At 42.6% G+C, this 20,438-nt stretch carries 23 protein-coding genes; 10 read left to right on the top strand and 13 right to left on the bottom strand.

Features of this window, described 5'->3' with window-relative positions:
* Nucleotides 1-22: 22 nt before the first annotated feature.
* Genes traN through DXD04_RS10465 form a run of 6 tightly spaced genes read left to right on the top strand, consistent with a single transcriptional unit; the run spans nt 23 to nt 4,439 of the window.
* On the top strand, nt 23-1,015 hold the full coding sequence (gene traN, locus DXD04_RS10490) for a conjugative transposon protein TraN (RefSeq protein ID WP_117673166.1): 993 nt from the start codon (nt 23-25) through the stop codon (nt 1,013-1,015).
* On the top strand, nt 1,012-1,569 hold the full coding sequence (locus DXD04_RS10485; RefSeq protein ID WP_117673127.1) for a conjugal transfer protein TraO: 558 nt from the start codon (nt 1,012-1,014) through the stop codon (nt 1,567-1,569). Before traN ends, DXD04_RS10485 begins: the two co-directional genes overlap by 4 nt.
* Before the next feature lie 8 nt (nt 1,570-1,577).
* On the top strand, nt 1,578-2,471 hold the full coding sequence (locus DXD04_RS10480) for a DUF4116 domain-containing protein (protein WP_117673125.1): 894 nt from the start codon (nt 1,578-1,580) through the stop codon (nt 2,469-2,471).
* Nucleotides 2,468-3,391 (top strand): toprim domain-containing protein, encoded by a 924-nt coding sequence (locus DXD04_RS10475; RefSeq protein ID WP_117673123.1) that lies wholly within the window; start codon nt 2,468-2,470, stop codon nt 3,389-3,391. The genes DXD04_RS10480 and DXD04_RS10475 overlap by 4 nt, the downstream gene beginning before the upstream one ends.
* A 5-nt stretch (nt 3,392-3,396) precedes the next feature.
* Complete coding sequence (locus DXD04_RS10470; RefSeq protein WP_117673164.1) at nt 3,397-3,918, top strand: DUF3872 domain-containing protein; 522 nt, start codon at nt 3,397-3,399, stop codon at nt 3,916-3,918.
* Entirely contained in the window at nt 3,915-4,439 is a 525-nt protein-coding gene (locus DXD04_RS10465) for a glycoside hydrolase family protein (protein ID WP_117673121.1), read from the top strand. The genes DXD04_RS10470 and DXD04_RS10465 overlap by 4 nt, the downstream gene beginning before the upstream one ends.
* A gap of 79 nt (nt 4,440-4,518) precedes the next feature.
* Here DXD04_RS10465 and DXD04_RS10460 read toward each other — a convergent pair whose 3' ends face one another.
* From DXD04_RS10460 to DXD04_RS10410, 11 genes are all read right to left on the bottom strand, one after another.
* Entirely contained in the window at nt 4,519-5,202 is a 684-nt protein-coding gene (locus DXD04_RS10460) for an MAE_28990/MAE_18760 family HEPN-like nuclease (RefSeq protein WP_117673119.1), read from the bottom strand.
* The gene (locus tag DXD04_RS10455) at nt 5,189-6,289 is read right to left on the bottom strand and encodes a DUF262 domain-containing protein (protein ID WP_117673116.1); all 1,101 of its coding nucleotides are present in this window, start codon (nt 6,287-6,289) and stop codon (nt 5,189-5,191) included. Before DXD04_RS10455 ends, DXD04_RS10460 begins: the two co-directional genes overlap by 14 nt.
* 179 nt (nt 6,290-6,468) lie before the next feature.
* Entirely contained in the window at nt 6,469-6,774 is a 306-nt protein-coding gene (locus DXD04_RS10450; RefSeq protein ID WP_005650230.1) for a hypothetical protein, read from the bottom strand.
* 53 nt (nt 6,775-6,827) lie between these two features.
* Entirely contained in the window at nt 6,828-7,031 is a 204-nt protein-coding gene (locus DXD04_RS10445; protein ID WP_117673114.1) for a hypothetical protein, read from the bottom strand.
* 62 nt (nt 7,032-7,093) lie between these two features.
* Complete coding sequence (locus DXD04_RS10440) at nt 7,094-7,333, bottom strand: DUF6956 domain-containing protein (protein WP_005650234.1); 240 nt, start codon at nt 7,331-7,333, stop codon at nt 7,094-7,096.
* Nucleotides 7,330-7,551, bottom strand: a complete 222-nt coding sequence (locus DXD04_RS10435; RefSeq protein ID WP_072543831.1) for a DUF3873 domain-containing protein — start codon at nt 7,549-7,551, stop codon at nt 7,330-7,332. Before DXD04_RS10435 ends, DXD04_RS10440 begins: the two co-directional genes overlap by 4 nt.
* Before the next feature lie 12 nt (nt 7,552-7,563).
* The gene (locus DXD04_RS10430; RefSeq protein WP_022232584.1) at nt 7,564-7,821 is read right to left on the bottom strand and encodes a hypothetical protein; all 258 of its coding nucleotides are present in this window, start codon (nt 7,819-7,821) and stop codon (nt 7,564-7,566) included.
* A 26-nt stretch (nt 7,822-7,847) separates the two neighbouring features.
* The gene (locus DXD04_RS10425) at nt 7,848-9,128 is read right to left on the bottom strand and encodes a PcfJ domain-containing protein (RefSeq protein ID WP_117673112.1); all 1,281 of its coding nucleotides are present in this window, start codon (nt 9,126-9,128) and stop codon (nt 7,848-7,850) included.
* A gap of 1 nt (nt 9,129) precedes the next feature.
* A complete protein-coding gene (locus DXD04_RS10420; RefSeq protein ID WP_022217992.1) occupies nt 9,130-9,540 on the bottom strand; it encodes a PcfK-like family protein in 411 nt (136 codons plus the stop codon).
* A 7-nt stretch (nt 9,541-9,547) separates the two neighbouring features.
* Nucleotides 9,548-9,805 carry a DUF6926 domain-containing protein gene (locus DXD04_RS10415; protein ID WP_005650248.1) on the bottom strand — a complete coding sequence of 86 codons (258 nt, stop codon included), beginning with the start codon at nt 9,803-9,805 and terminating at the stop codon, nt 9,548-9,550.
* Nucleotides 9,806-9,823: 18 nt separating this feature from the next.
* The gene (locus DXD04_RS10410; protein WP_022217990.1) at nt 9,824-10,045 is read right to left on the bottom strand and encodes a hypothetical protein; all 222 of its coding nucleotides are present in this window, start codon (nt 10,043-10,045) and stop codon (nt 9,824-9,826) included.
* 30 nt (nt 10,046-10,075) lie between these two features.
* On the opposite strand from DXD04_RS10410, the gene DXD04_RS10405 reads away from it, so the two are divergent.
* From DXD04_RS10405 to DXD04_RS10390, 4 genes are all read left to right on the top strand, one after another.
* The gene (locus DXD04_RS10405; RefSeq protein WP_117673110.1) at nt 10,076-10,372 is read left to right on the top strand and encodes a hypothetical protein; all 297 of its coding nucleotides are present in this window, start codon (nt 10,076-10,078) and stop codon (nt 10,370-10,372) included.
* 178 nt (nt 10,373-10,550) lie between these two features.
* Nucleotides 10,551-10,847, top strand: a complete 297-nt coding sequence (locus tag DXD04_RS16695) for a hypothetical protein (protein WP_181977480.1) — start codon at nt 10,551-10,553, stop codon at nt 10,845-10,847.
* A 378-nt stretch (nt 10,848-11,225) separates the two neighbouring features.
* Nucleotides 11,226-14,300: a metallophosphoesterase gene (locus DXD04_RS10395; RefSeq protein WP_117673108.1), complete on the top strand. Its 3,075-nt coding sequence runs from the start codon at nt 11,226-11,228 to the stop codon at nt 14,298-14,300.
* Nucleotides 14,301-14,676: 376 nt separating this feature from the next.
* Nucleotides 14,677-16,734 (top strand): glycoside hydrolase family 20 protein, encoded by a 2,058-nt coding sequence (locus DXD04_RS10390; protein ID WP_259299543.1) that lies wholly within the window; start codon nt 14,677-14,679, stop codon nt 16,732-16,734.
* A 6-nt stretch (nt 16,735-16,740) separates the two neighbouring features.
* Here the strand turns inward: DXD04_RS10390 and DXD04_RS10385 are convergent, their stop codons facing one another.
* Together DXD04_RS10385 and mgtA are read right to left on the bottom strand one after the other, a co-directional pair.
* Nucleotides 16,741-17,775: a carbohydrate porin gene (locus tag DXD04_RS10385; protein ID WP_259299542.1), complete on the bottom strand. Its 1,035-nt coding sequence runs from the start codon at nt 17,773-17,775 to the stop codon at nt 16,741-16,743.
* The gene (gene mgtA, locus DXD04_RS10380) at nt 17,772-20,426 is read right to left on the bottom strand and encodes a magnesium-translocating P-type ATPase (protein ID WP_181977479.1); all 2,655 of its coding nucleotides are present in this window, start codon (nt 20,424-20,426) and stop codon (nt 17,772-17,774) included. The genes DXD04_RS10385 and mgtA overlap by 4 nt, the downstream gene beginning before the upstream one ends.
* Between the last annotated feature and the right edge of the window lie 12 nt (nt 20,427-20,438).

Raw genomic sequence — 20,438 nt, 5'->3', positions numbered from 1 at the left:
TAAATCCAACGTAAAAATGAGTATCAGAAAAGTAATGATGATGTTTGCCCTTATGACGGGCATTGTCTGTGCAGGACACGCACAGGAAGTGAAAAACGACAGCACCGCCACCACGAAGGCGGAGGAGCTGAAACTGGTAAAGGACGTCTATCCGCAGACGGAGGAGAACGGCGACCTGTATCACGGACTGACCAGGAAACTGATGTTTGACCGCATGATACCGCCGCACGGTCTGGAGGTCACGTATGACAAGACGGTGCATATCCTGTTTCCCTCGGCAGTGTGCTATGTGGACTTGGGTTCTCCCAACCTTATAGCGGGCAAGGCTGACGGTGCGGAGAACGTCATCCGCGTGAAGGCGACGGTAAGGAACTTCCGCACGGAGACGAACATGAGCGTCATCACGGAGGACGGGTCCTATTATTCATTCAACGTGAAATACGCCGATGAACCGCTGCTGCTCAATGTGGAGATGAAGGACTTCATCCATGACGGCAGCACGGTGAACCGCCCGAACAACGCGCAGGAAATTTATCTGAAGGAACTGGGAAGCGAAAGTCCCATGCTGGTGCATCTCATCATGAAGTCGCTGCACAAGGAGAACAAGCGTAAGGTGAAGCACATCGGCTGCAAGCGTTTCGGCATCCAGTATCTGCTGAAAGGGATATATGTCCACAACGACCTGCTGTACCTGCACACGGAGATTAAGAACCAGAGCAACGTGCCGTTTGACGTGGACTACATCACGTTCAAGATTGTGGACAAGAAGGTGGCGAAACGAACCGCCATCCAGGAACAGGTGCTGTTTCCGCTCCGCGCGTACAACTATGCGGTGCGTGTGGCCGGGAAAAAGTCCGAGCGCACGGTGTTCTGCCTGCAGAAGTTCACCATCCCCGACGGCAAGCAGCTGGTGGTGGAAATGAACAAGAAGAACGGCGGGCGTCACCAGACGTTCACCGTGGAGAACGAAGACCTGGTACAGGCTGAAACCATCAACGAACTGCGTGTACGATGAAAGGCAAGGCGGTGTTTTTAGCAATGCTTCTGTCCGTCCTTCTTGCAGGACGGGCGGAAGCCCAGCGATGCCTGCCGAAGATGCGTGGCATTGAGATGAAAGCCGGAATGACCGGGGCGGACGGATACTGGCTGGGAGCCGCACTGTCGAGCTATGCAAGGGGCGGCAACAAATGGGTGTACGGGGCGGAATACCTGCAGACCAATCATCCGTACAGGAGCGTGAATGTTCCCGTGGCACAGTTCACGGCGGAGGGCGGTTTCTACTACAACTTCCTGTCGGATGTGAAAAAGACGGTGTTCTTCTATGCGGGGGCGTCAGCCCTTGCCGGATACGAGACGGTAAACTGGGGAGAAAGGACGCTGTATGACGGGGCAAGGCTGAACAACAGGGACGGCTTCGTCTATGGCTGCGCCGCCACACTGGACATGGAGCTGTATCTTGCGGACTTCATCGCACTGACGGCTTCGGTAAGGGAGCGTTTCCTATGGGGCGGCAGTACGGGCGTGTGCCGCACGGAGTACGGGATAGGTATAAAGTTCATCATCAACTGACGGCAATCATGAAGAAGGAAGCGATAAAAAAGGAATGGCATGTACCGGAGAAGTACCATGCCCAGGTTCGGGAAAAGCCGGAGACTTTCTATAAAGTTCCGCACGAATACCGCAGCCCGCAGCTTTGTCTGGAGGCGGTGCGCGGATGGGGATACAATCTGGGAATAGTGCCGGAAGAAATGAAGACACGCGAGATGTGCCGGGAAGCGTTCAACGCCAGTCCCGACCTCGATTACGGGCATTGCGCCATCATCGGATTCATGCCTTTTGCGGACGTGGTACTCGAATGCCTGAAGGACTCCGCCGGAGGAACGGACATGACGGATCTTGCGGCAACTGTCCGCCCGGAAGTCATGGACAGGGAGATTGCCGGTTTTCTTGTCGGGAAGGACGGGCACTGCCTGCAGTATGTACCCGTGCACCTGCAGACGGAAGAGCTTGCGCTGATGGCAGTCAGGACATCGGGGAATGCGGCCCTGCTGCACCGCAGCGTACGTGAGGACATCAAAACGGAAAAGGTCTATATGGCAGGTATGGAAGAAGGCTGTTTCCAGTCGTTCCTGCATATCCCGCCGGACAGACGCACGCCGGAAATATGCCTCGTGGCGGAAAAGCTGTATCCGGACGTGGTACGTGCAAGACCGGACTCCATACCGGAGGCGGTCAGGAACGGATGCAACATATATACGCTGGGGAATCTGCTGGAAAAGGCCTGCGGTGAGAGATTCGATGCAGGTACGGTAAAGCGGGTCTATGAAGGCAAGCCGCTGCGGGTGAAGCAGTTTACCACACCGACAGGAGTGATGAATGATACGGTTATCCGCTTCTCGAAGGAGAACAGCCGTTTCCAGTATGACCAGCCTCATAAGAACAGGATGATAAAACGGGGGATGAAGCCATGAGTACGGAAATGGAAATAGACAGAATGAAGAGGATACCGATTGAGGAGTTCCTCGCACGGCTGGGCCATTCGCCCGTGCAGCGCAGGACAAACGCGCTGTGGTACAAGGCTCCGTACAGGGAGGAACGCACGGCGTCGTTCAAGGTGAACATGGAGCGAAACCTGTGGTATGACTACGGGCTGGGCAAGGGCGGCAATATCTTCGCCCTTGCCGGGGAGTTCATCCATTGTGCCGATTTCCTCTCGCTGGTAAGGTATGTGGCGGAAGTGGCGGGTATGCCGCTGCCGGAAAAGAAGGTGTACCACCCATGCGAAGTGAGGCGGCCGGTAGAGCCGTCATTTGAGGACGTGGAGCTGATGCCGCTCCAGAACCGGGCGCTGCTCTGCTACATGCAGGAAAGGGGCATATCGTCGGGGGTGGCCATCGGCGGATGCAGGGAGATACACTACACCACACACGGGAAGCGGTATTTTGCCGTGGCATTCGGTAACGGAGGTGGCGGCTATGAGATACGCAACCGCTTCTTCAAGGGATGCCTGCCGCCCAAGGATGTGACACTGCTGGCTTACGGTTCGGCAAGCTGCAACCTGTACGAGGGTTTCATGGACTATCTGTCGGCACGTGTGCTTGGAATTGGAAACGGTGAAGACCACCTCGTGCTGAACTCGGTGTCGAACCTGACGAAGGCATACAGGCATCTGGACGGTTACGGGAAGCTGCAATGTCACTTTGACAATGATGAAGCCGGACGGAGGACGCTGGAAGCCCTGCGTACACGGTACGGCGGAAAGGTGACGGATTGCTCCGGACTGTACGGCGGCTGCAAGGACCTGAACGACTATCTGCAAAAGACGCTTGCCGAAAGGCAGGCATGGCGGGAAAACGAAAAGAAAGGAAAAAACAACGGAATAAAATTATAATGATTATGGACATGAACAGACTTAAAGATGGAATAAGAGAAAAGGTAAATACAGTAAAAATGCTGGCAGTCTTCTGCGCCGGACTGCTTTTTATCGGCATGACGGCCTGTGATGATGGGCTGGACGTGACGCAGGCTTATCCGTTTACGGTGGAAACGATGCCCATACCGAAGGAGCTGGCAAAGGGTGAAACGGCGGAAATCCGCTGCGAGCTGGTGCGTGAGGGCGAGTTTGACGGGGCGGTCTATACCATCCGATATTTTCAGTTTGACGGCGAAGGTACGCTGAAGCTCGATAACGGGCTGGTGTTCCAGCCTAACGACCGTTACCTGCTGGAGAACGAGAAGTTCCGCCTGTACTACACATCGGAGTGTGACGAGTCACAGAGCCTGACCATTACGGTGGAAGATAATTTCGGGAACTCTTTTGAATGGGAAACGGACTTCAACAACTCCAACACTTCAGAAACGGAAAGCGACAGTGTGCTAGCCGTCACTCCGCCCACTTCCAAACAAATCCGTGAATGAGGTACAGGATGTTGTTACTGCTCTGTTTCCTTTCGTTGGGCTGCATTTTGTCGGCACAGGAATCTGAAAGGGAAACAGCCAAGGAAGCAAGGATTTTCAGATTGCCGGAATTTGAGAGGGCATTTTTTTGTGTGCGCTATTTTGAGGGTTGGCACTCGGAAAAGAACCATCCTTATGTCGGCTGGGGGCATTGCCTCCAGCCGGGCGAGAAATACTCGGCACGCACCATGACAAGACAGCAGGCTGACGAGCTGCTGCGGAAAGACCTTCGGAAGTTCTGCGCCATGTTCCGGCATCTGGGAAAGGATTCACTGCTCCTGGGTACATTAGCTTATAATGTGGGACCGTTCCGGCTCTTGGGCAGCGGAAAGATACCCAAAAGCAAGCTGATCCGAAAGCTGGAAGCCGGTGACAGGGACATCTATAAGGAGTATATATCCTACTGCCACTACAAGGGGAAATATCACGCTATGTTACTTAAACGGAGAAAAATAGAATTTACGTTACTGTATATTCCATGACTATGAACTTAAATCCGATGAGGCTGTTAACTTCATCGGATTTAAGTTCATAGTCATAAATTTATTTATGAATCCAATGTCATTTTTTGTACTCTTTATTTGAAATATATTCTTCAACTCGATTTATAAAAAATGAAAGAAAATTTAATGTGTGTGTTTTATATTTGACTATATCAGATAGCAATATATTCGATCCAAAATTGGAATAACTTACATCTCCATGAGCAAGATGATTTCGTGCATCCTTAATGGCTTTTAATGTAGTTGCAACTTCATCTTTATTTGGTATAGATCTCAATTGTAATTTGAAATCTTTACATACGTTAAGGATTGTTCTAAGGTCAACATTTCCATTAAAACGTCCTATTGCATTATTAAAAAATATATCAGAGTTGATGTTGCCTATTATTTCTTTAGTTCGTGCAATACGAGTTTTAATTGTATCGCTTGTTGTCATCATAGATCGTAACCATTGGTCACGCAAAGAATCTTCTAGTTCATGATATTTTAGATGATCGTCTTTTATAGAATCAAATATAGCCAAAATACATTCTACAACAGTTGCCTCAACGATATTGTATAACATCAAAACCGCATGACTTCTCATACATTTTTGATGAGTTGAGGTAACTAATAATGAGGATGGTATTGTTGGATTTTTCAATTTGGTATTTTTATATGTTTCAATAGAATCTATAAATTCTAATAGTGAAAAAAAATCATTGATATCCTCAATACTTTGATTGAATTTATTTTTTTGCATCTGCTAAGTATGAATTTTTTACATAATTTATTCTAGTTAATATTTTTTTTGCTGTATGAGTACTATAACGTCCTTCTATGGTTTCAAAGAAATCATTCCTATTATGTTTATCAACAATAAGGCAGTCCAATTTATGAGGATGAATGTTTGGATTTTCTTGTAAAGCCATATATATGCCAATAGAGATTGCTTCGAAATATGGTTTAGAAACACCTATTGCATTGGGCTTTTTAGCAAATCCCTGTCCTTCATAAGTCTTTGATATAAAATCAACCATTTGGTTAAATGCATTCTTTTTACTATTTAGTTCGTCTTTTGTGAAATTTTTATTTCCGTTATCAAGATATTCATCAAGGTATTTTGCAACTCCTTTATATTCAACCTGGCGATAATCCGGATATGCATCAATAAAGGCAAAGAAGCGTAAGATTAGTTCTTCTTCTTCATGTCGCTTTTCTGAAAATTTGGCAAAAGGACACAACTGTTTGAACTTTTCATTTTTTGCAAGTTCTGTTATAAAAGTCATAAATTCACCTCTATAAACACCACGACGTGTTTCCATTGGAACCAAAGGAACACTACTAGTATTGATACGGTCAAACATTTCTTTTCGTACTTCTTCTGTAGCACGAGAAGATAGAACTATCATACGAATAGCAATATTTCTAAACATTCGTTGAGTCGCTGAAGGTAGTTGCTCAAATCGGATGTTATTGAATTCCGTCAATTTTTCAAGTCCTTTTAATTGAAGATCATTTGATAAAAATGCTGCCATTGTACGAATACGTTGAGAGCCATCAACGATTTCAAGACGTCCTGTTTCTGGAATTTCTGCCGTAAATATAAAAGGTACAGGTAATCCCAATAACAATGATTCTATAAATCGAGATTGTCTAGTGACATCCCAAACAAATTCTCGTTGATAATCAGGTACATATAATTCATTATCATCTTTATCTATATTTGTAAGATACTTCATGACATAGAATTCTATTGTGAGTTCTCGCATATCAAAAGAAACCAATTTTTGTTCATTGGATAATTGTTCTTGAATTGTTCTTTGTTTTTCTGTACTTAGTGTATTCATAAGCAATGCTTTATTATGTATGAAATGATGTTGCAAATGTACAAAAATCTAGTTACTTATAGATATGTTTCGTATCTATATTAATCCTAATCATAGATTGGAACAGCGGTTTCTTTGCTACTTTCTTTGTCCGCCTTCTGCTCACCGAAAGAAAGTAGGGCGGCTTTCGCCGCCTCTGACTAAAGTCGGGTGTAAAGTCCCGTTACATCCGTGAAAATCTGCTGGAGCATATCAAAGTACACTCCCTCGTATTTGGCTATCTCCTTGACCTTGATGTCCGCATACTTCGTCAGTGTCTGACGATAGAAATACATGGTGTATGTATCCGTGTCCTCATCCAATATGATTTTCAGTCTGTTGGCTGACGTCTTGTTCCTTGCAAGGCTCATTTGAAGTCCGTTGCCCAAATTGATATAGTTACGGCTTCCTGTCATGACGGTAAATCCATGACCGCCCAACTGCTGTAAGATTGTATTCGCTATCATCTGTATATGAATTTAAGTTATTGTCAATGGGTGGCTTTTGCCACCCAATTTTTTTATACGTTCATGCTCTGCCTTATATGCTCCAATGTGCGCTCGGCAATGGGGCGTGTTTCCTCCGTCCAAAGGTCATAGTCATGTACGGATATTTCCACACTCTGCAAGTCACGGATATAGCCGGACACATAATCTCCTGTAGGGAGGTAAACGAACTGCATCCATGCGTCCCTGCTGTCTGTCAATATAAAATAGTATTTCATGTTCTTTCTTTTTTATGGGTTATCTGTTTCGGGTGTGGGCGGTATTGTGTACCGCCACACCTTTAGTATTCTTTCATTTCGGCAATGGGGGTATATTTTCTGAGCCATTCCACCACATGCACCATGTTGTATTCGGAAGTAATGACTGCCGTATGTTCGTTTATCGGGGTCATTCTTGTACTTTCGTAGCTTTCTATCCATTCCTTTAGTGTTGCTACATCACAAGTATCGGTACACATCATATCCAAAATTCTGATAGGGTCGCTGAATGTCACAATCAAAGTATCATAGTATGCTGTCATAATCTGTCCTCCTTTCCTTTTATCCATTCATCACGCAGGTGTCTGCACTCCTCCAATGTCGGTCTCACGCAAGAGAAAAGTTCTCCGTCCGTGTGTCGGTAGTCATACTGGAAAAGGGTTGTTCTTTTCCGTCTGATAGTCGTTTGGTACTTTTCGTACTTCTCAGTACCTGCCGTCTGGCAGGTACTCACTCCGTTGATGGTCATTCTTGTTGTCATGGTAGTCATTTATTAAAATTCAACAATCAGCAGTCGGTTCTCCATTACCTTTTCGGGGTCGGTTATCATCCTTTGGGCTACCCAAAGGTGATGCGCTCCGAAGCCGTAGGCGAACAGCCTTCCGAAGTTCTCGTTTTCTGAAAGTTTCGCCATTGAATTGCGGATTTCCTTTTCACTGAAACTCAAGGACAAGGTGTTTATCAGACTGACAAAGATGTCGGTAACTTTCTCGTCCCATAATATCAGTATGTTTTCTATCTTTATTTCCATATCATGTATATTTTGAAGTCTATAAATCAAGCACTTATCCGCTTGCGGATAAGTTCGGCATTGCTCTCTACAAGGCTGATGATGCGGTCGTGGTATTCGGTATTGGAATTGCATACACCTCTGCTCTGCACCACCTTGAATGTTGTCAGTGAAACCTCTACCGTTTCAATGCGTTTGCCGTCAATGGTTGCGGATAGTATAAGAGAGTCTGTCCTCTTGTGATAGCTTCCCACACAATGGTGCATCAGTTTACCTTCAAGTTGCATTTCCGCCACACTCTCAATGACCTTTACAAGAATAAGGTTGTCGGTAAACACAAGTCCGAAGAACTTACCTTTGGACTTCAGATAATTCTTTTCGTCCTTGACCAACTGCTCCCTGCGTTGCTCTGCTCTTTCCCTTTCAATCTGTTCTTTGCGTTTTCTGACAAGTCGGTCATGTTCCTTTTTTAAGTCTGTCGGACAAACATATTTTGGGCAGTGGGTGTCTTTCCCGAAATGTCTGAGCAGTCTTACAAGGTCACACCACATGGAGGCATCTGCAATATGATAGCCGTTTCGGATACAGATTTTTATGGAGTTCCAATATTCATGTAAATTGATATTTGATATGACGGCATATCTGAACATTTCTGTCTGTCCCGCTTTAAGCAATGTTTCCTTTTTGCTGTCGGTCAGAATGGCGGTAAAAAATTCGTATGGGGTCAGTTCGTGGAATGCTCCCTTGAAGCCGTTCCGCCTTAATTCGGGAATGATGCGCATTGCCGGATAAGTCTTGTATGCGTCTATGTTGTATGCTTTCAGCATCTTGTTGCTGCGCAAATCCATATCGCTCCATTCACTCCAAAGGTCATAGTACATCGTGTGCATGGCTCTCAGTCGGGCAATAACCTCGGTCTTTCCGTTTGGGGCAATCCACCACTGCACCACCTCCCGAATGGAATACTCTGCCTTTTGTCCCACCTTGCATATTACACTTACCATAAAGTAGCGCAACACTTGATAGCCTTTTCGGGTCGTAATGATTTCATAATATGCGCTGTCCCTGAAAACTCTCTTTCGGGTATCAAGTATTTCAAGTTCCTTTCCGCAATGGGGACAGCTACAGCCACATATAGTTTCCGCAAGAGTGTGTCCGCCTTTCCAACGATGTCCACATTCCGAACAAGTGATAGTTCCGCCTTTTGTGCGGTAGGCATGATGCTTGAAGCAATGTTCAAAAGCGTATGCTTTCTGCTTGTCTGTCAATTCGGGCAGTCCGCTTGACAAACGGACTACCTCTTTCTGTATACGTGTTCTCGGTTTCATATTAAAAATCAAATAATGAGGGTTGGACTTGTGTTTCTTTTTTCGCTGTCGGCTTGTTGCGGTTCTGTAGCTTTTGGAGTTCCATCTGCTGATATTGGGCAACCGCCTTTCTTCTTGCTTCCTGCTTTTCCTCTTCTGTCAGTTCCACCACATGGTTTACAACTACTTGACATTGTATAGGCTTGCCTACTTCAATCTCGTTTTCATCGTAATAGTGAATGGCTTGTCCGTAAATCTCTCCGTCTGAAAAGCCGTTGCAACCGCTTTTCTGCACATAGTTCAGAATGTATGTGACACAATCGTCTATGTTCTTGGCTGGGTTGCGGTAGCTTTTGGCGAATAGTTCATCTTCCGCTGCTCTCTGCTCCAAAAACATCTGTATGGTTCGTTTGAAATGGTCTGTTCCTTTCATCATAATCTCAAATTTTAGTCGGGTTGTCGTTCAAATAAAGTATCTCGCAATCTTCCACTTCTGTGGGAAGTCCGAAAAGGGGGTAATGGGTGAAATAAGGCTGTGCGTTCCCTTCTTCATCTGTGAGGGGTGAAACATCTTGTACTTGCCATTGCTTCATCCATCTGTCTATTGTCTGAACTTCATCGTCTGTGAGTGCGGTTGCATCACCATTGATGATGTAGGCTAAACTCCATGTGGGTATCTTTTCCGTTGTCCTGTTCATATCCGTTCCTTTATGTGGTCAGACAATCTCTTGTAAAATCTCCGTGTGGTATTGTGGAGGACATTCCACCAAAAGAAAACCGATAAAGTCCTTTCTCGCTTCCTTGTTGAGTTCGTGGTATAGCCTTCTTAGGGTTGAATGGTTGCCGTTGATGTAGGTTTCCACCATATACTCAAAGATGTTGTCCACCTCGTAAAATCTGCATTGCTGCGCTGCTGTCCTGCTGTATCGTCTTGCCATATCCTTATTTGTTAAATAGTTAATAACCAAATGAAAAAGCCGATTGCCGTCATTACTGAGAATAGGGAGATTAGGATGCCGAACATGATGCTCAACATGCCGAATAGGATTTCTCCTATGATACCTACTACCAAACTGCCAGCACAAAAGGCTATGTTTGATGTTGCCGTTACTACTGCGGATAATGCTTTCCACAATACCTTTCCGATGTCACTCAATATCATTCTCATATTTTCCGATTTTAGATTGTTGATTACCTTGTTCGGATTTGGAGTGGGCGGTTTCTTTTTCTTTTCGCCTCTCTGTATGTCCGATGTTTTCTTGTGACGTCTTCCGACCGCATTGGTCGTTTTCGTTTCGGGGGCTTCTCAAAGGTTAGGGAGTAGGATTAGCAAATTTTTTAGACAAAATACTACCCCTGAAAGGGCGTGGAGATTTTTCGACAAAAAATTTGAGTTCCTAATCCCGTCTTTACCTTTGCCCCAAGCAACGAAAATGACACCTGATGCCGTCCTGGATGGCGGTATGGAAACAGAGGCATACGCATAGAGAGGCGGAAAGGAAAAGGGACAGATGTATTGGCGTGCAGCGCCATGTGGATGGATTAAGGGCGGTGCTACAAATAAGGGTAAAGTTGGCTTTCCGACCGCCGTGTGGAAGTCCTGTAACCGTCATTGTCATGCGTGCATGGCTTGCGGTTACTGGTGTTCCTCCGGTGGTACATTGTAGTAAAACGGGATTGTCTGCCGTTGCTTTGTCTGCAATGGAAGGCAAACTGGTTTTACGACACGGGACTTTGTAGCCGAAAATGGTCACAAGAACAGATCCACGCTTGGCGTGTCCTGTAGAAGTGGCATTTTCGGCTACTTGTATATGGATGAAATAATGACTATAAGAACGGTTTTACCGTTTTAGTACAAGCATATAAAAGAAGTGCCCACGGCGATGGCAGTGTCATTTATGACATTGTGGTCGCTGTGGGCTTTTCTTTTGCTTGTACTGTTTCTGAAATCGAATTTTGTGTGTCATGGGAAGATTCCTGGTTATTATTCGTGAGATTGCATTTTAAATAGCCTTTGCTGTTATATAAATAACAATTTGCTTGCTTTTGAACTTGATAATTATTAATTTTACAATATAATACAAAAAGTATTTTGCAAATTATTAGAAGTATAGCTATATGAAATTAGGAATCATTCAACTCTCTGATATTCATTTTAACTCATTGGAGGATTTTGTTTTAGGTAAAAAAGACTTATTTATAGATGCTTGTTGTTCTGAATTAACAGATTGTTCAAAAATAGTATTAGTTATCACTGGAGATATTTCATTTTCAGGAGATATGAATCAATATGATATCGCATATGAGTTCTTCAAGGAGATTGAACGCCAAATAAGAGAAAGATCTACATATATTAATTCATTTCAATATGTAATAGTTCCAGGAAATCATGACTGCGATTTTAAAGATGATTCAATAAGAGATATTGTAATAGATAGAATTTTATTAACTAATACAAAAATTGATGATAATATTATTGCCAAATGTTTGGAACCTCAAAAGAATTTTTGGAATTTTCTTAGTAGAATTACAGGTGTAAATTATGAACCATGCATTTCGTATAAAGTAGAAGTTCGTTTAACCCTTGATGAAAATATTGTTTTCCATTGTTATAATTCAAGTTTCCTATCAACATTAAATGAAAAAATTGGTTCTTTGATAATTCCTAAAGAAAAATATTTGTACCGTGATGGGACTAAGGAGAAAGTTGTGATTTCCCTATTTCATCATAATACTGGATGGTTATCTCCTGGTAATACACAAGAGAATCCTAAAAAAATGTTTGAATCTCACCTAATAGATGTTTCTGATATCGTGATGTGTGGTCATGAACATAGTCTCAAGCAACAGGTTGTTACAAGCTTAGAAAAGAAAGAGAATATAATATATCTAGAAGGAGGAGCGTTTCAATATAACGACATGTCAGAATTTGGCATATTAAAATATGATACAAGCACAAAGGAAATAGAGAATTTGAGATTTAAGTATGATGCAGATGAATTAATATATAGAAATATATCTGCAAGCAATAATATTTTTTATCTTCATAAAAAAATTATAGGAATTACATTGGATGATGTTTTTTATCAGTGGCTCAATTCAATTGATATACCAATAAAACATCCATTAAAAGAAAATTTGATATTACCAGATATATTCGTTTATCAAGATCTTGAGCCTATTGAGACTTTTAGCACAAAATATATTCAATATATTAATTCTAAAAGCATTCTTAAAAATGATTTTGGAGGAAAAATTACAATAATAGAAGGAGACACTCAATCAGGAAAGTCATCTTTAATGAAAATGCTTTTCTTAAATTTTTATGATAAAGGAATGTATCCATTATTAATAAAAGGAAAAGATATTAAAGCTATAAATATAAATGAACAAATAAAGAAAGCATATAAGCAACAATATAATAATGATAGTTTTTCCTATGAAAAATTCAAACAACTGAATAAGGATAAAAAAATTATTATTGTTGAAGATTTAAATGAATCTTACTTAAATAATGAAGGAAAATCTGCACTTTTAAATGAACTAATAAAATTTGCAGAAAAGATTATAGTGACGACAAAGGTACAAAATGATATCAAAAGTCTAATCATTAGTTCTCAAAAAGAATCCGATGTAAAACGCTTTCATCTGAAAAGTCTCGGATATGAAAAACGAAATGAGTTGATAGAAAAATGGATTCGTTTAGGACAAGATCCATTTACATGCGATAATATAGCAATAGAGCATGAGATTAAATTAACATTTGATCAAATATCAAATTTATTAGGAGAGCAATATGTACCTTCCTATCCTATATTTATATTGTCATTCCTGCAAGGACTAAATGGCAGTTTACGAAGATTCGATATTTCGCAAACATCATATGCCTTTTGTTATTATTCTTTGATGATAGCAGCTTTATATAAGGCTGAAGTTCCCCATAATAAAATAGAAGGTATTATAAAATTCCTATCAGAATTTTCATATGAGCTTTATTGCCTTAATAAAGATTCATTTACAAAAGATGAATTTTATGCTTTTTACACTAAGCATAAAGAAACTTACTTTGTTAGTTTTACACCCGATAAGCTATTAGAGATTTTATTTAAATCATATATTATAAAGGATGAAAGTGAGAATTTCTGCATCCCATATAAATATATATATTATTATCTTATTTCTCTAAAAATATCATCTATAGATAATAAAAAAGAACAAGAAAAGATTGTTACAAATTTATGTAACAATTTACATAAAGAACGTGAAGCTAATATTTTGATATTTCTAGTAAATCATAGTAATATAAGTTTTATTATAGATGAGTTACTCTTAACTACAATGCTTCCATTTAATGAGTATGATCCAATAACTTTAGATACTACGGACAAGTTGTTTACAATGTTAAATGACCTTGTTGATGATATAGGACATAAAGTATTAAGGGACGATGTTAACCCTCATGAAGAAAGAATAAAGCTATTAAAAAAATCGGATGAAATTTCACAAAAAATATCATTTGAAAATGAAAAAATTAACGATGAGGACTTTGAGAAGGATGAGAATCTTAAAGATATAAATGATTCTTTTAAAATAGTAAAGATATTAGGCCAAATTGTAAAAAATCAAAAGGATACTTTTTCAAAGAATCAAATAGTCTCGCTAATAAAGCAATCCTATTATGTTAGTTTTAGGTCAATTTCTTTTTTTGTAAAAATGATAGATGATGCACAAGATGAAATTGTTAATCTCATAAAAGATAAGAAATTAGATATAAAAGCTGATGCTAAAATTGAAGTTAAGATTCAGAAGTTGTTACAAATGATGCTGTATCGTGTGTGTCTTTCTTTCTTTTCCAATTTATCGTTATCTATTGGTACCCCCAATATGAAAGAAGTATTCAATGATATTGCAAAAGATATAGGAACCCCTGCTGCAAGAATTGTATCATTTACAATAAACACATATTACAACAAACTAAATGTCAAAGAATTAAAAGATTTAGTTAATGAGTTTGAAAATAATCCAGTCGTATTAGAAATAATTAGAGCGAGAGTTGTTAATTATGTATATCATAATTCTTTAGATTATAATATTCGACAACAAATAGGTTCTATTTGTAAATTGAAACTTGTTAATAAAGCAGGTTATATGAAGTATATTAAGGAAAATGTAAAATTAAAATCAAATTCATAACTAAAGCGGTTATTATTGACATAAGCTAATTGTATAGTATAAAAAAATAATGTATCTTTGTGAAGTAATGATGAAGCATAGACAATTGAAAGTCTATGGATGACAATAAAAGACAGTTTTCAGTTACTAAATCGTTACACTTGAAAAATTGAACTGAATTAAAATGTTGATTTATAAGGATTTTGGAGAGAAAGGTTCATAATCCTGTCTCTCCGCAAGGAAATAGTAATTCTCGTAAAATCAAGGTTTTACGAGATTTTTTTTGTTCTTTCTCAAAAATGAAAAACAGAAAAGTTTGCGCTGATTTGTTTTTTAGGAGAGAAATGGTTAACTTTAAAAATGCATGAAAGAAATTCATATTAAAATTATCGATAAAATGAAATCCTTGTTATTCCTTTATTTCTGTGTGGCAATGGCTTTTTCTGCCATGGCTTCTTCGGTATCTGACACGTATGTGATTCCTAATCCTCAGCAGATGGTGTGTGGGGACGGACATTTTGTGCTTCGTGCACAGGCATCTTTCTCCTGTAACCTGACAGGAACTGATAAAGACGATTTTGTATCTTATGTGAGTAACTCTCCTTTGTCGCTGACTTATAAGAAGAAAGGAAAGGCTGACATTACTTTTAAACTTGTCAGTCCGGAAAATGCGAAGATGAAAGAAGAAGCTTATCGTTTGAAAGTGACAAAAAAAGGTATTCAGGCTGAGGCTACTTCAGCTTCGGGGCTGTTTTATGCTTTTCAGTCTATTGTGCAGCTGGCGCGTGAGAGTGGAAATGGTACGTATCGGCTTCCTGAAGTGACGATAGAAGATGCTCCCCGCTTTTCGTATCGAGGCATGCACCTGGATGTGTCACGTCATTTCTATACAAAAGAATTTGTCAAGAAACAGATTGATGCACTGGCACGGTATAAGCTGAACCGCTTCCATTGGCACTTGACGGATGGAGCCGGATGGAGAATTGAAATCAAGAAATATCCGGAACTGACGCGTGAAACGGCCTATCGTCCTTTCCCAGACTGGAAAAGCTGGTGGAACGGCGGACGTACGTATTGCAGACAAGATGCTCTTGGAGCTTCCGGAGGATATTATACGCAGGAAGATGTGAAGGAAATCGTAGAATATGCCCGTCAGCGTCATATCACGGTGATTCCGGAAATTGAAATGCCGGCTCACTCGGAAGAAGTATTGGCCGCTCTTCCGCAACTGGCTTGTGGAGGGGATTTGAAACCTGGTGGAGAGTTTTGTCCGGGAAAGGAATTGACTTATGAGTTCCTGACCAATGTATTGAAAGAAGTGATGGAGTTGTTCCCTTCAGAATACATTCATATTGGTGGAGATGAGGCAAGTACCAATCATTGGAAACAATGTCCCGACTGTCAGGCACTCATGAAAGCAGAGGGAATGAAGGAAGAAGGTGAATTGCAGGAATATCTTGTATCCAGAATTGAGAAGTTTTTGAAAGAGAACGGCCGCAAGATGATTGGCTGGGATGAGATTCTGACAGGTGAACTGGATGAAACTTCTGCCGTAACAGTGTGGCGTGGAGAAGATAAAGGTGCGGAATCTGTAAAAAGAGGATTGCGTACCATCTTGTCACCGGGAGCATATTGCTATTTTGACAGCTACCAGGATGCACCGCGCACGCAGCCGGAAGCCATCGGAGGATACCTCCCGCTGGAAAAGGTTTATTCATACGAACCGATAACGGAGGCTTTCCCCGCTGATAAACTGGATTGCGTGTGGGGTGTACAGGGAAATGTGTGGACGGAATATATACCGACACCCGAGCATGCTGAATATATGATTTATCCTCGTTTGCTGGCTTTGGCTGAAGTTGCCTGGACAAATCCGGAGCAGAAAGACTGGAAACGTTTCCATGCAGAGGCTTTGCAGGAAGTAAAGGTGCTGAACTCAATGGGCTACCATACTTTTGACTTGCAAAATGAGGTAGGAAACCGTCCGGTAGCATTGAGCGTGGATAATCATCTGGCAAAGGGGAAGAAGGTGGAATATGTACGTCCTTATTCGGACTCTTATCCGGCAGGAGGAGAATCGGCATTGACTAACGGCATACATGGTGGTTGGGTATATACCGACCAGCGCTGGCAGGGATTCCTTGGAAAAGGGGCCGATGTGATTGTGGATTTGGAAAAATCACAACCTATTCAGCAGCTTTCCATTGATTTCATGCAGTTGAGAGGTCCGGGTGTGTTCCTCCCGCAGAAAGTCAGCTTCCTGATTTCAAACGATGGAAAAGAATATACACTTTTGAAAACCATCACTACTACACTGCCCATTACGGACGAACAGTTGACCATTCAGACGTATGACTGGACAGGTAGTTGTGAGGCTCGTTACGTACGCGTGCAGGCTGATATCAATCCTGAGGCCGGCGGTTTCTTGTTTACTGATGAATTTGTCGTAAAATAATAAATGTCAGGTAGTCGGGAGCACATAGCTGAAGCGCAATAAGCCTATCAGATAGTGTGCTCCTGCTTGCTGAATGAAATGTAAGGTGGGTTGTATAAATCCGTTGCCTGAACAGGGGATTTTCCATGTAAATTCACTGGCCCATTCGTATGAAGGGGAAAATCGGGCGTAGTCGGTGAACAGTCCGCCTTCTGTTTTTCCACATTGCCAGGTGAGACCTGCGCCGGCATAACTTTTGCATCCTCTGGAGGCACCTGACTGGAATGAACCTTGCAGGAGTGCATGCAGACCGGGAGCAAGACGTTGCTCTGCATATCCCCAAATTATTTTTCTCCTTTCTTTTTCTGTGTTTTCTGGAGTTCCCTCTTCATAGTCCATATACATGCCGCTATGTAGAGCAAAGCCCACATGATACTTGCTGCCATGTTGTTGATAGTTTAGTGAAGTGATACTGAGTATTCCGTCTTGCTGCGGGCAGAACCGGAATACGTTTTCTTTTCCTGCAAACCGGTAGTAACCTTTTCCGTTGTATACCGATGCTTGTAAGGACCATCGTGTGAATTGCAATTCATAATGCAGTCCGACGGAAGCTACCGGATAATTGGCTATTTGGTAATCGGCGGCCAAGGTGGGGAAGATACCACATGAACTGTTGGTGAATAACGAGGTAGCAGGGGAAGTGAAATAGTCTTCATTCAAGTTCCGGATACCGAAAAAGAGCGAGGAATGACCGAACTGTTGCTGGACGCCCAATGTAGCGAGGGCAAGCGGATGGTTTTCTTCTTCAATGTTGGAAAAGGTCTGAAAATCATCAGCCAGTGATTCGGAGCGGGTTCTGGCTGTACTGATGGTGGCAGCTTGTAATGTCGTGTGTTTGCCTAATGAATGAGTGAAATCCAGTCTTAGCAGATTAACCCAGTTACTTCCTTGTTTGAAATCGCTTTGTAGTTCTGTGGTGTAGCTTACTTGAAGTTCCTGAGCCAGGCCGCAGTGACAGGACACTGCGGCGAGGGACAGGAACAGTTTCATGAATCTTGTCATAACCATTTGGTAAAACGATGAATATACCAGTTCTTAATTAATTGAGTCAGTATGCAGTAGGACAACAGGATACCGATGAGCCAGGGGAAATAGCTTAATGGCAGCGCTTCCAGTCCGATAGAGCTTCCAAACGGGGTGAAAGGCAGCAGGATACCGATGGCCATAATCAGCAGGGTAAGTCCGGTTACTTGCCAGGAGGCACAGCTTTGTATGAAGGGGACTTTCCGGGTACGTATCATGTGCACAATCAGGGTCTGCGACAGCAAACCTTCGATAAACCATCCGGATTGGAACAGCGTCTGATGTTCCATGCTTTGGCATCCGAAAGCATACCACATCACCAGATAGGTAACGATGTCGAAAATGGAACTGATGGGGCCGATGAATATCATGAAGCGGCTCAAATCGGAGGCATCCCATTTACGTGGCTTCCGGAGGTATTCTGCATCCATCCGGTCGAACGGAATCGTGGTCTGCGAAATATCGTACAGCAGATTTTGAATCAGCAGGTGGATGGGGAGCATGGGCAGGAAGGGAAGGAATGCACTGGCTGCCATTACACTGAACATGTTTCCGAAGTTGGAACTGGCTGTCATTTTGATGTATTTGGTGATGTTGCCAAATGTTTTTCGTCCTTCCAGTACACCGTCTTCCAGTACCATCAGACTTTTCTCCAGCAGGATAATGTCGGCACTTTCTTTGGCAATGTCCACTGCAGAATCTACCGAGATACCGATGTCTGACTGACGCAACGCTGCGGCATCATTGATTCCGTCGCCTAAGAAGCCTACTGTGTGCTGTTGCGCCTGAAGCAGGGTGATGATTTCCGTTTTCTGTATCGGAGTAAGTTTGGAAAATACGGTCGTCTGGTTGACTGCTTTCATTTTTTCCTCTTCACTCATCGTTTCGAAAATGGGGCCTGTCAGGGCATTGTCGGTGCGGATACCCACTTGGCGGGCGATGGTGCGAACAACCGCATCATTGTCGCCAGACAGAATCTTGATTTCAATGCCGTGTTCATGCAATTGCTTGATGGCGCTGGCTGCCGATTGCTTGGGAGGGTCCAGAAAAGCCAGATACCCAATCAGTACCATGTCTTTCTCGTCCTCGATACGGAAATCGCAAGTTTTCTCCAGGTAGCTTTTGTGGGCTACGGCAATGACACGCATGCCTTGCTTGTTCATCTGCTCAATGATGTCGCGTGCCTTGTTTTTCAGTTCGATGGTCATGGGGTGCACCTCTCCATTAAACTCAGCATGTGAGCAGATGTCCAGCATTTCTTCTACGGCTCCTTTGGTGATAATCTGTCGTTTTCCTTGACGGTCTTCTACCACTACCGACATTCTTCGCCGGGTAAAATCAAACGGAATTTCATCTACTTTTGTGTAATTATCCTTCAGGTATTCCAAAGACAAGTCTTTTACGTGCGACAGAATGGCTTTGTCCATCAGGTTCTTTAATCCGGTCTGGAAGAAACTGTTGAAATAAGCATGGCGCAGGATACGTCGGCTTTCATCGTTGCTTCCATCGGCGTTGATGTACTTTTCTAATACAATCTGGTCGCAGGTAAGGGTACCGGTTTTGTCCGTACAGAGAATGTTCATCGCCCCGAAGTTCTGAATGGCATTCAGGTCTTTTACAATGGTTTTCTTCTTTGACATGGCTACGGCACCTTTGGCCAGATTGGCAGTAACAATCATCGGGAGCATTTCAGGAGTAAGTCCTACAGCTACTGATACGGCAAAGATAAATGCTTCCAGCCAGTCGCCTTTAGTCACACCGTTTACCAGGAAAACGAACGGAATCATGATGAGCATGAATCGTATCAGCAGGAAACTGACTTTGCTGATTCCCTTGTCGAAAGCTGTAGCGGCACGGTGTCCGGCAATGCTGCGGGCAATGGTGCCCAAATACGTACTGTTGCCGGTTGCAAACACGATACCGGTAGCAGATCCGCTGACTACGTTGGACCCCATGAAGCAGATGTTTTCCAGCTCAATTACACTTCCTTTGCTGTGCTTGTTTCCTTTGGCCTCCGGACGTTTTTCTATCGGGTCTGATTCTCCCGTCAAGGAAGACTGGCTTACAAACAAGTCTTTTGCTTCAATGATACGCATGTCGGCAGGAATCATGTCTCCTGCAGCAATCATGACAATATCTCCGGGAACGAGGTCGGTTATGTTGATTTCTTCGTCCTGGTTACCGGTTCGTTTTACGTAACAGGTATTGGTCACCATTTTCAGTAAAGCTTCACTGGAGGCATTGGCTTTCCACTCTTGCCAGAAACGCAGTATGCTGCTGGCGATAACCATGGTCAGGATGATTATAATGGCTGTCCAGTCCTGTTCACCTGGGTTGGCCAACAGTACGTCGAGTACAAAAGAAATGATGACCAGCGCCGTGAGTACGCCGATAAACGGATTGATAAAAGCTTTGATGAAAGTCGATATGGGGTTCTTTTTCTGCTCATGTTCCACTTCATTCTTCCCATAGAGAGACTGTCTGGCTTCCACTTCTTCTTGTGTAAGTCCGATACGGCTTGTCTGAAAATAGCTGAAAACTGTGCCAAGTGTCTGACTTGCTGCTAAAAATACCTTTTCGCCATTAAAGGTGAATGTGGTGCTACTTTTTCTTTTCTTCCACATGATCATTAAAATTCATAG

This window comes from Phocaeicola plebeius (assembly GCF_003437535.1).
Taxonomy (GTDB): domain Bacteria; phylum Bacteroidota; class Bacteroidia; order Bacteroidales; family Bacteroidaceae; genus Phocaeicola; species Phocaeicola plebeius_A.
The sequence above is the reverse complement of the archived record's forward strand: the minus strand, read 5'-3'. Positions and strand labels throughout refer to the sequence as shown.

Coding starts and splice junctions, on each gene's coding strand:
- DXD04_RS10485 (WP_117673127.1), top strand. CDS start 1,012: ATGAAAGGCAAGGCGGTGTTTTTAGCAATGCTTCTGTCCGTCCTTCTT.
- DXD04_RS10480 (WP_117673125.1), top strand. CDS start 1,578: ATGAAGAAGGAAGCGATAAAAAAGGAATGGCATGTACCGGAGAAGTAC.
- DXD04_RS10475 (WP_117673123.1), top strand. CDS start 2,468: ATGAGTACGGAAATGGAAATAGACAGAATGAAGAGGATACCGATTGAG.
- DXD04_RS10470 (WP_117673164.1), top strand. CDS start 3,397: ATGGACATGAACAGACTTAAAGATGGAATAAGAGAAAAGGTAAATACA.
- DXD04_RS10465 (WP_117673121.1), top strand. CDS start 3,915: ATGAGGTACAGGATGTTGTTACTGCTCTGTTTCCTTTCGTTGGGCTGC.
- DXD04_RS10460 (WP_117673119.1), bottom strand. CDS start 5,202: ATGCAAAAAAATAAATTCAATCAAAGTATTGAGGATATCAATGATTTT.
- DXD04_RS10455 (WP_117673116.1), bottom strand. CDS start 6,289: ATGAATACACTAAGTACAGAAAAACAAAGAACAATTCAAGAACAATTA.
- DXD04_RS10450 (WP_005650230.1), bottom strand. CDS start 6,774: ATGATAGCGAATACAATCTTACAGCAGTTGGGCGGTCATGGATTTACC.
- DXD04_RS10445 (WP_117673114.1), bottom strand. CDS start 7,031: ATGAAATACTATTTTATATTGACAGACAGCAGGGACGCATGGATGCAG.
- DXD04_RS10440 (WP_005650234.1), bottom strand. CDS start 7,333: ATGACAGCATACTATGATACTTTGATTGTGACATTCAGCGACCCTATC.
- DXD04_RS10435 (WP_072543831.1), bottom strand. CDS start 7,551: ATGACAACAAGAATGACCATCAACGGAGTGAGTACCTGCCAGACGGCA.
- DXD04_RS10430 (WP_022232584.1), bottom strand. CDS start 7,821: ATGGAAATAAAGATAGAAAACATACTGATATTATGGGACGAGAAAGTT.
- DXD04_RS10425 (WP_117673112.1), bottom strand. CDS start 9,128: ATGAAACCGAGAACACGTATACAGAAAGAGGTAGTCCGTTTGTCAAGC.
- DXD04_RS10420 (WP_022217992.1), bottom strand. CDS start 9,540: ATGAAAGGAACAGACCATTTCAAACGAACCATACAGATGTTTTTGGAG.
- DXD04_RS10415 (WP_005650248.1), bottom strand. CDS start 9,805: ATGAACAGGACAACGGAAAAGATACCCACATGGAGTTTAGCCTACATC.
- DXD04_RS10410 (WP_022217990.1), bottom strand. CDS start 10,045: ATGGCAAGACGATACAGCAGGACAGCAGCGCAGCAATGCAGATTTTAC.
- DXD04_RS10405 (WP_117673110.1), top strand. CDS start 10,076: ATGAAAAAGCCGATTGCCGTCATTACTGAGAATAGGGAGATTAGGATG.
- DXD04_RS16695 (WP_181977480.1), top strand. CDS start 10,551: ATGCCGTCCTGGATGGCGGTATGGAAACAGAGGCATACGCATAGAGAG.
- DXD04_RS10395 (WP_117673108.1), top strand. CDS start 11,226: ATGAAATTAGGAATCATTCAACTCTCTGATATTCATTTTAACTCATTG.
- DXD04_RS10390 (WP_259299543.1), top strand. CDS start 14,677: ATGAAATCCTTGTTATTCCTTTATTTCTGTGTGGCAATGGCTTTTTCT.
- DXD04_RS10385 (WP_259299542.1), bottom strand. CDS start 17,775: ATGACAAGATTCATGAAACTGTTCCTGTCCCTCGCCGCAGTGTCCTGT.
- mgtA (WP_181977479.1), bottom strand. CDS start 20,426: ATGATCATGTGGAAGAAAAGAAAAAGTAGCACCACATTCACCTTTAAT.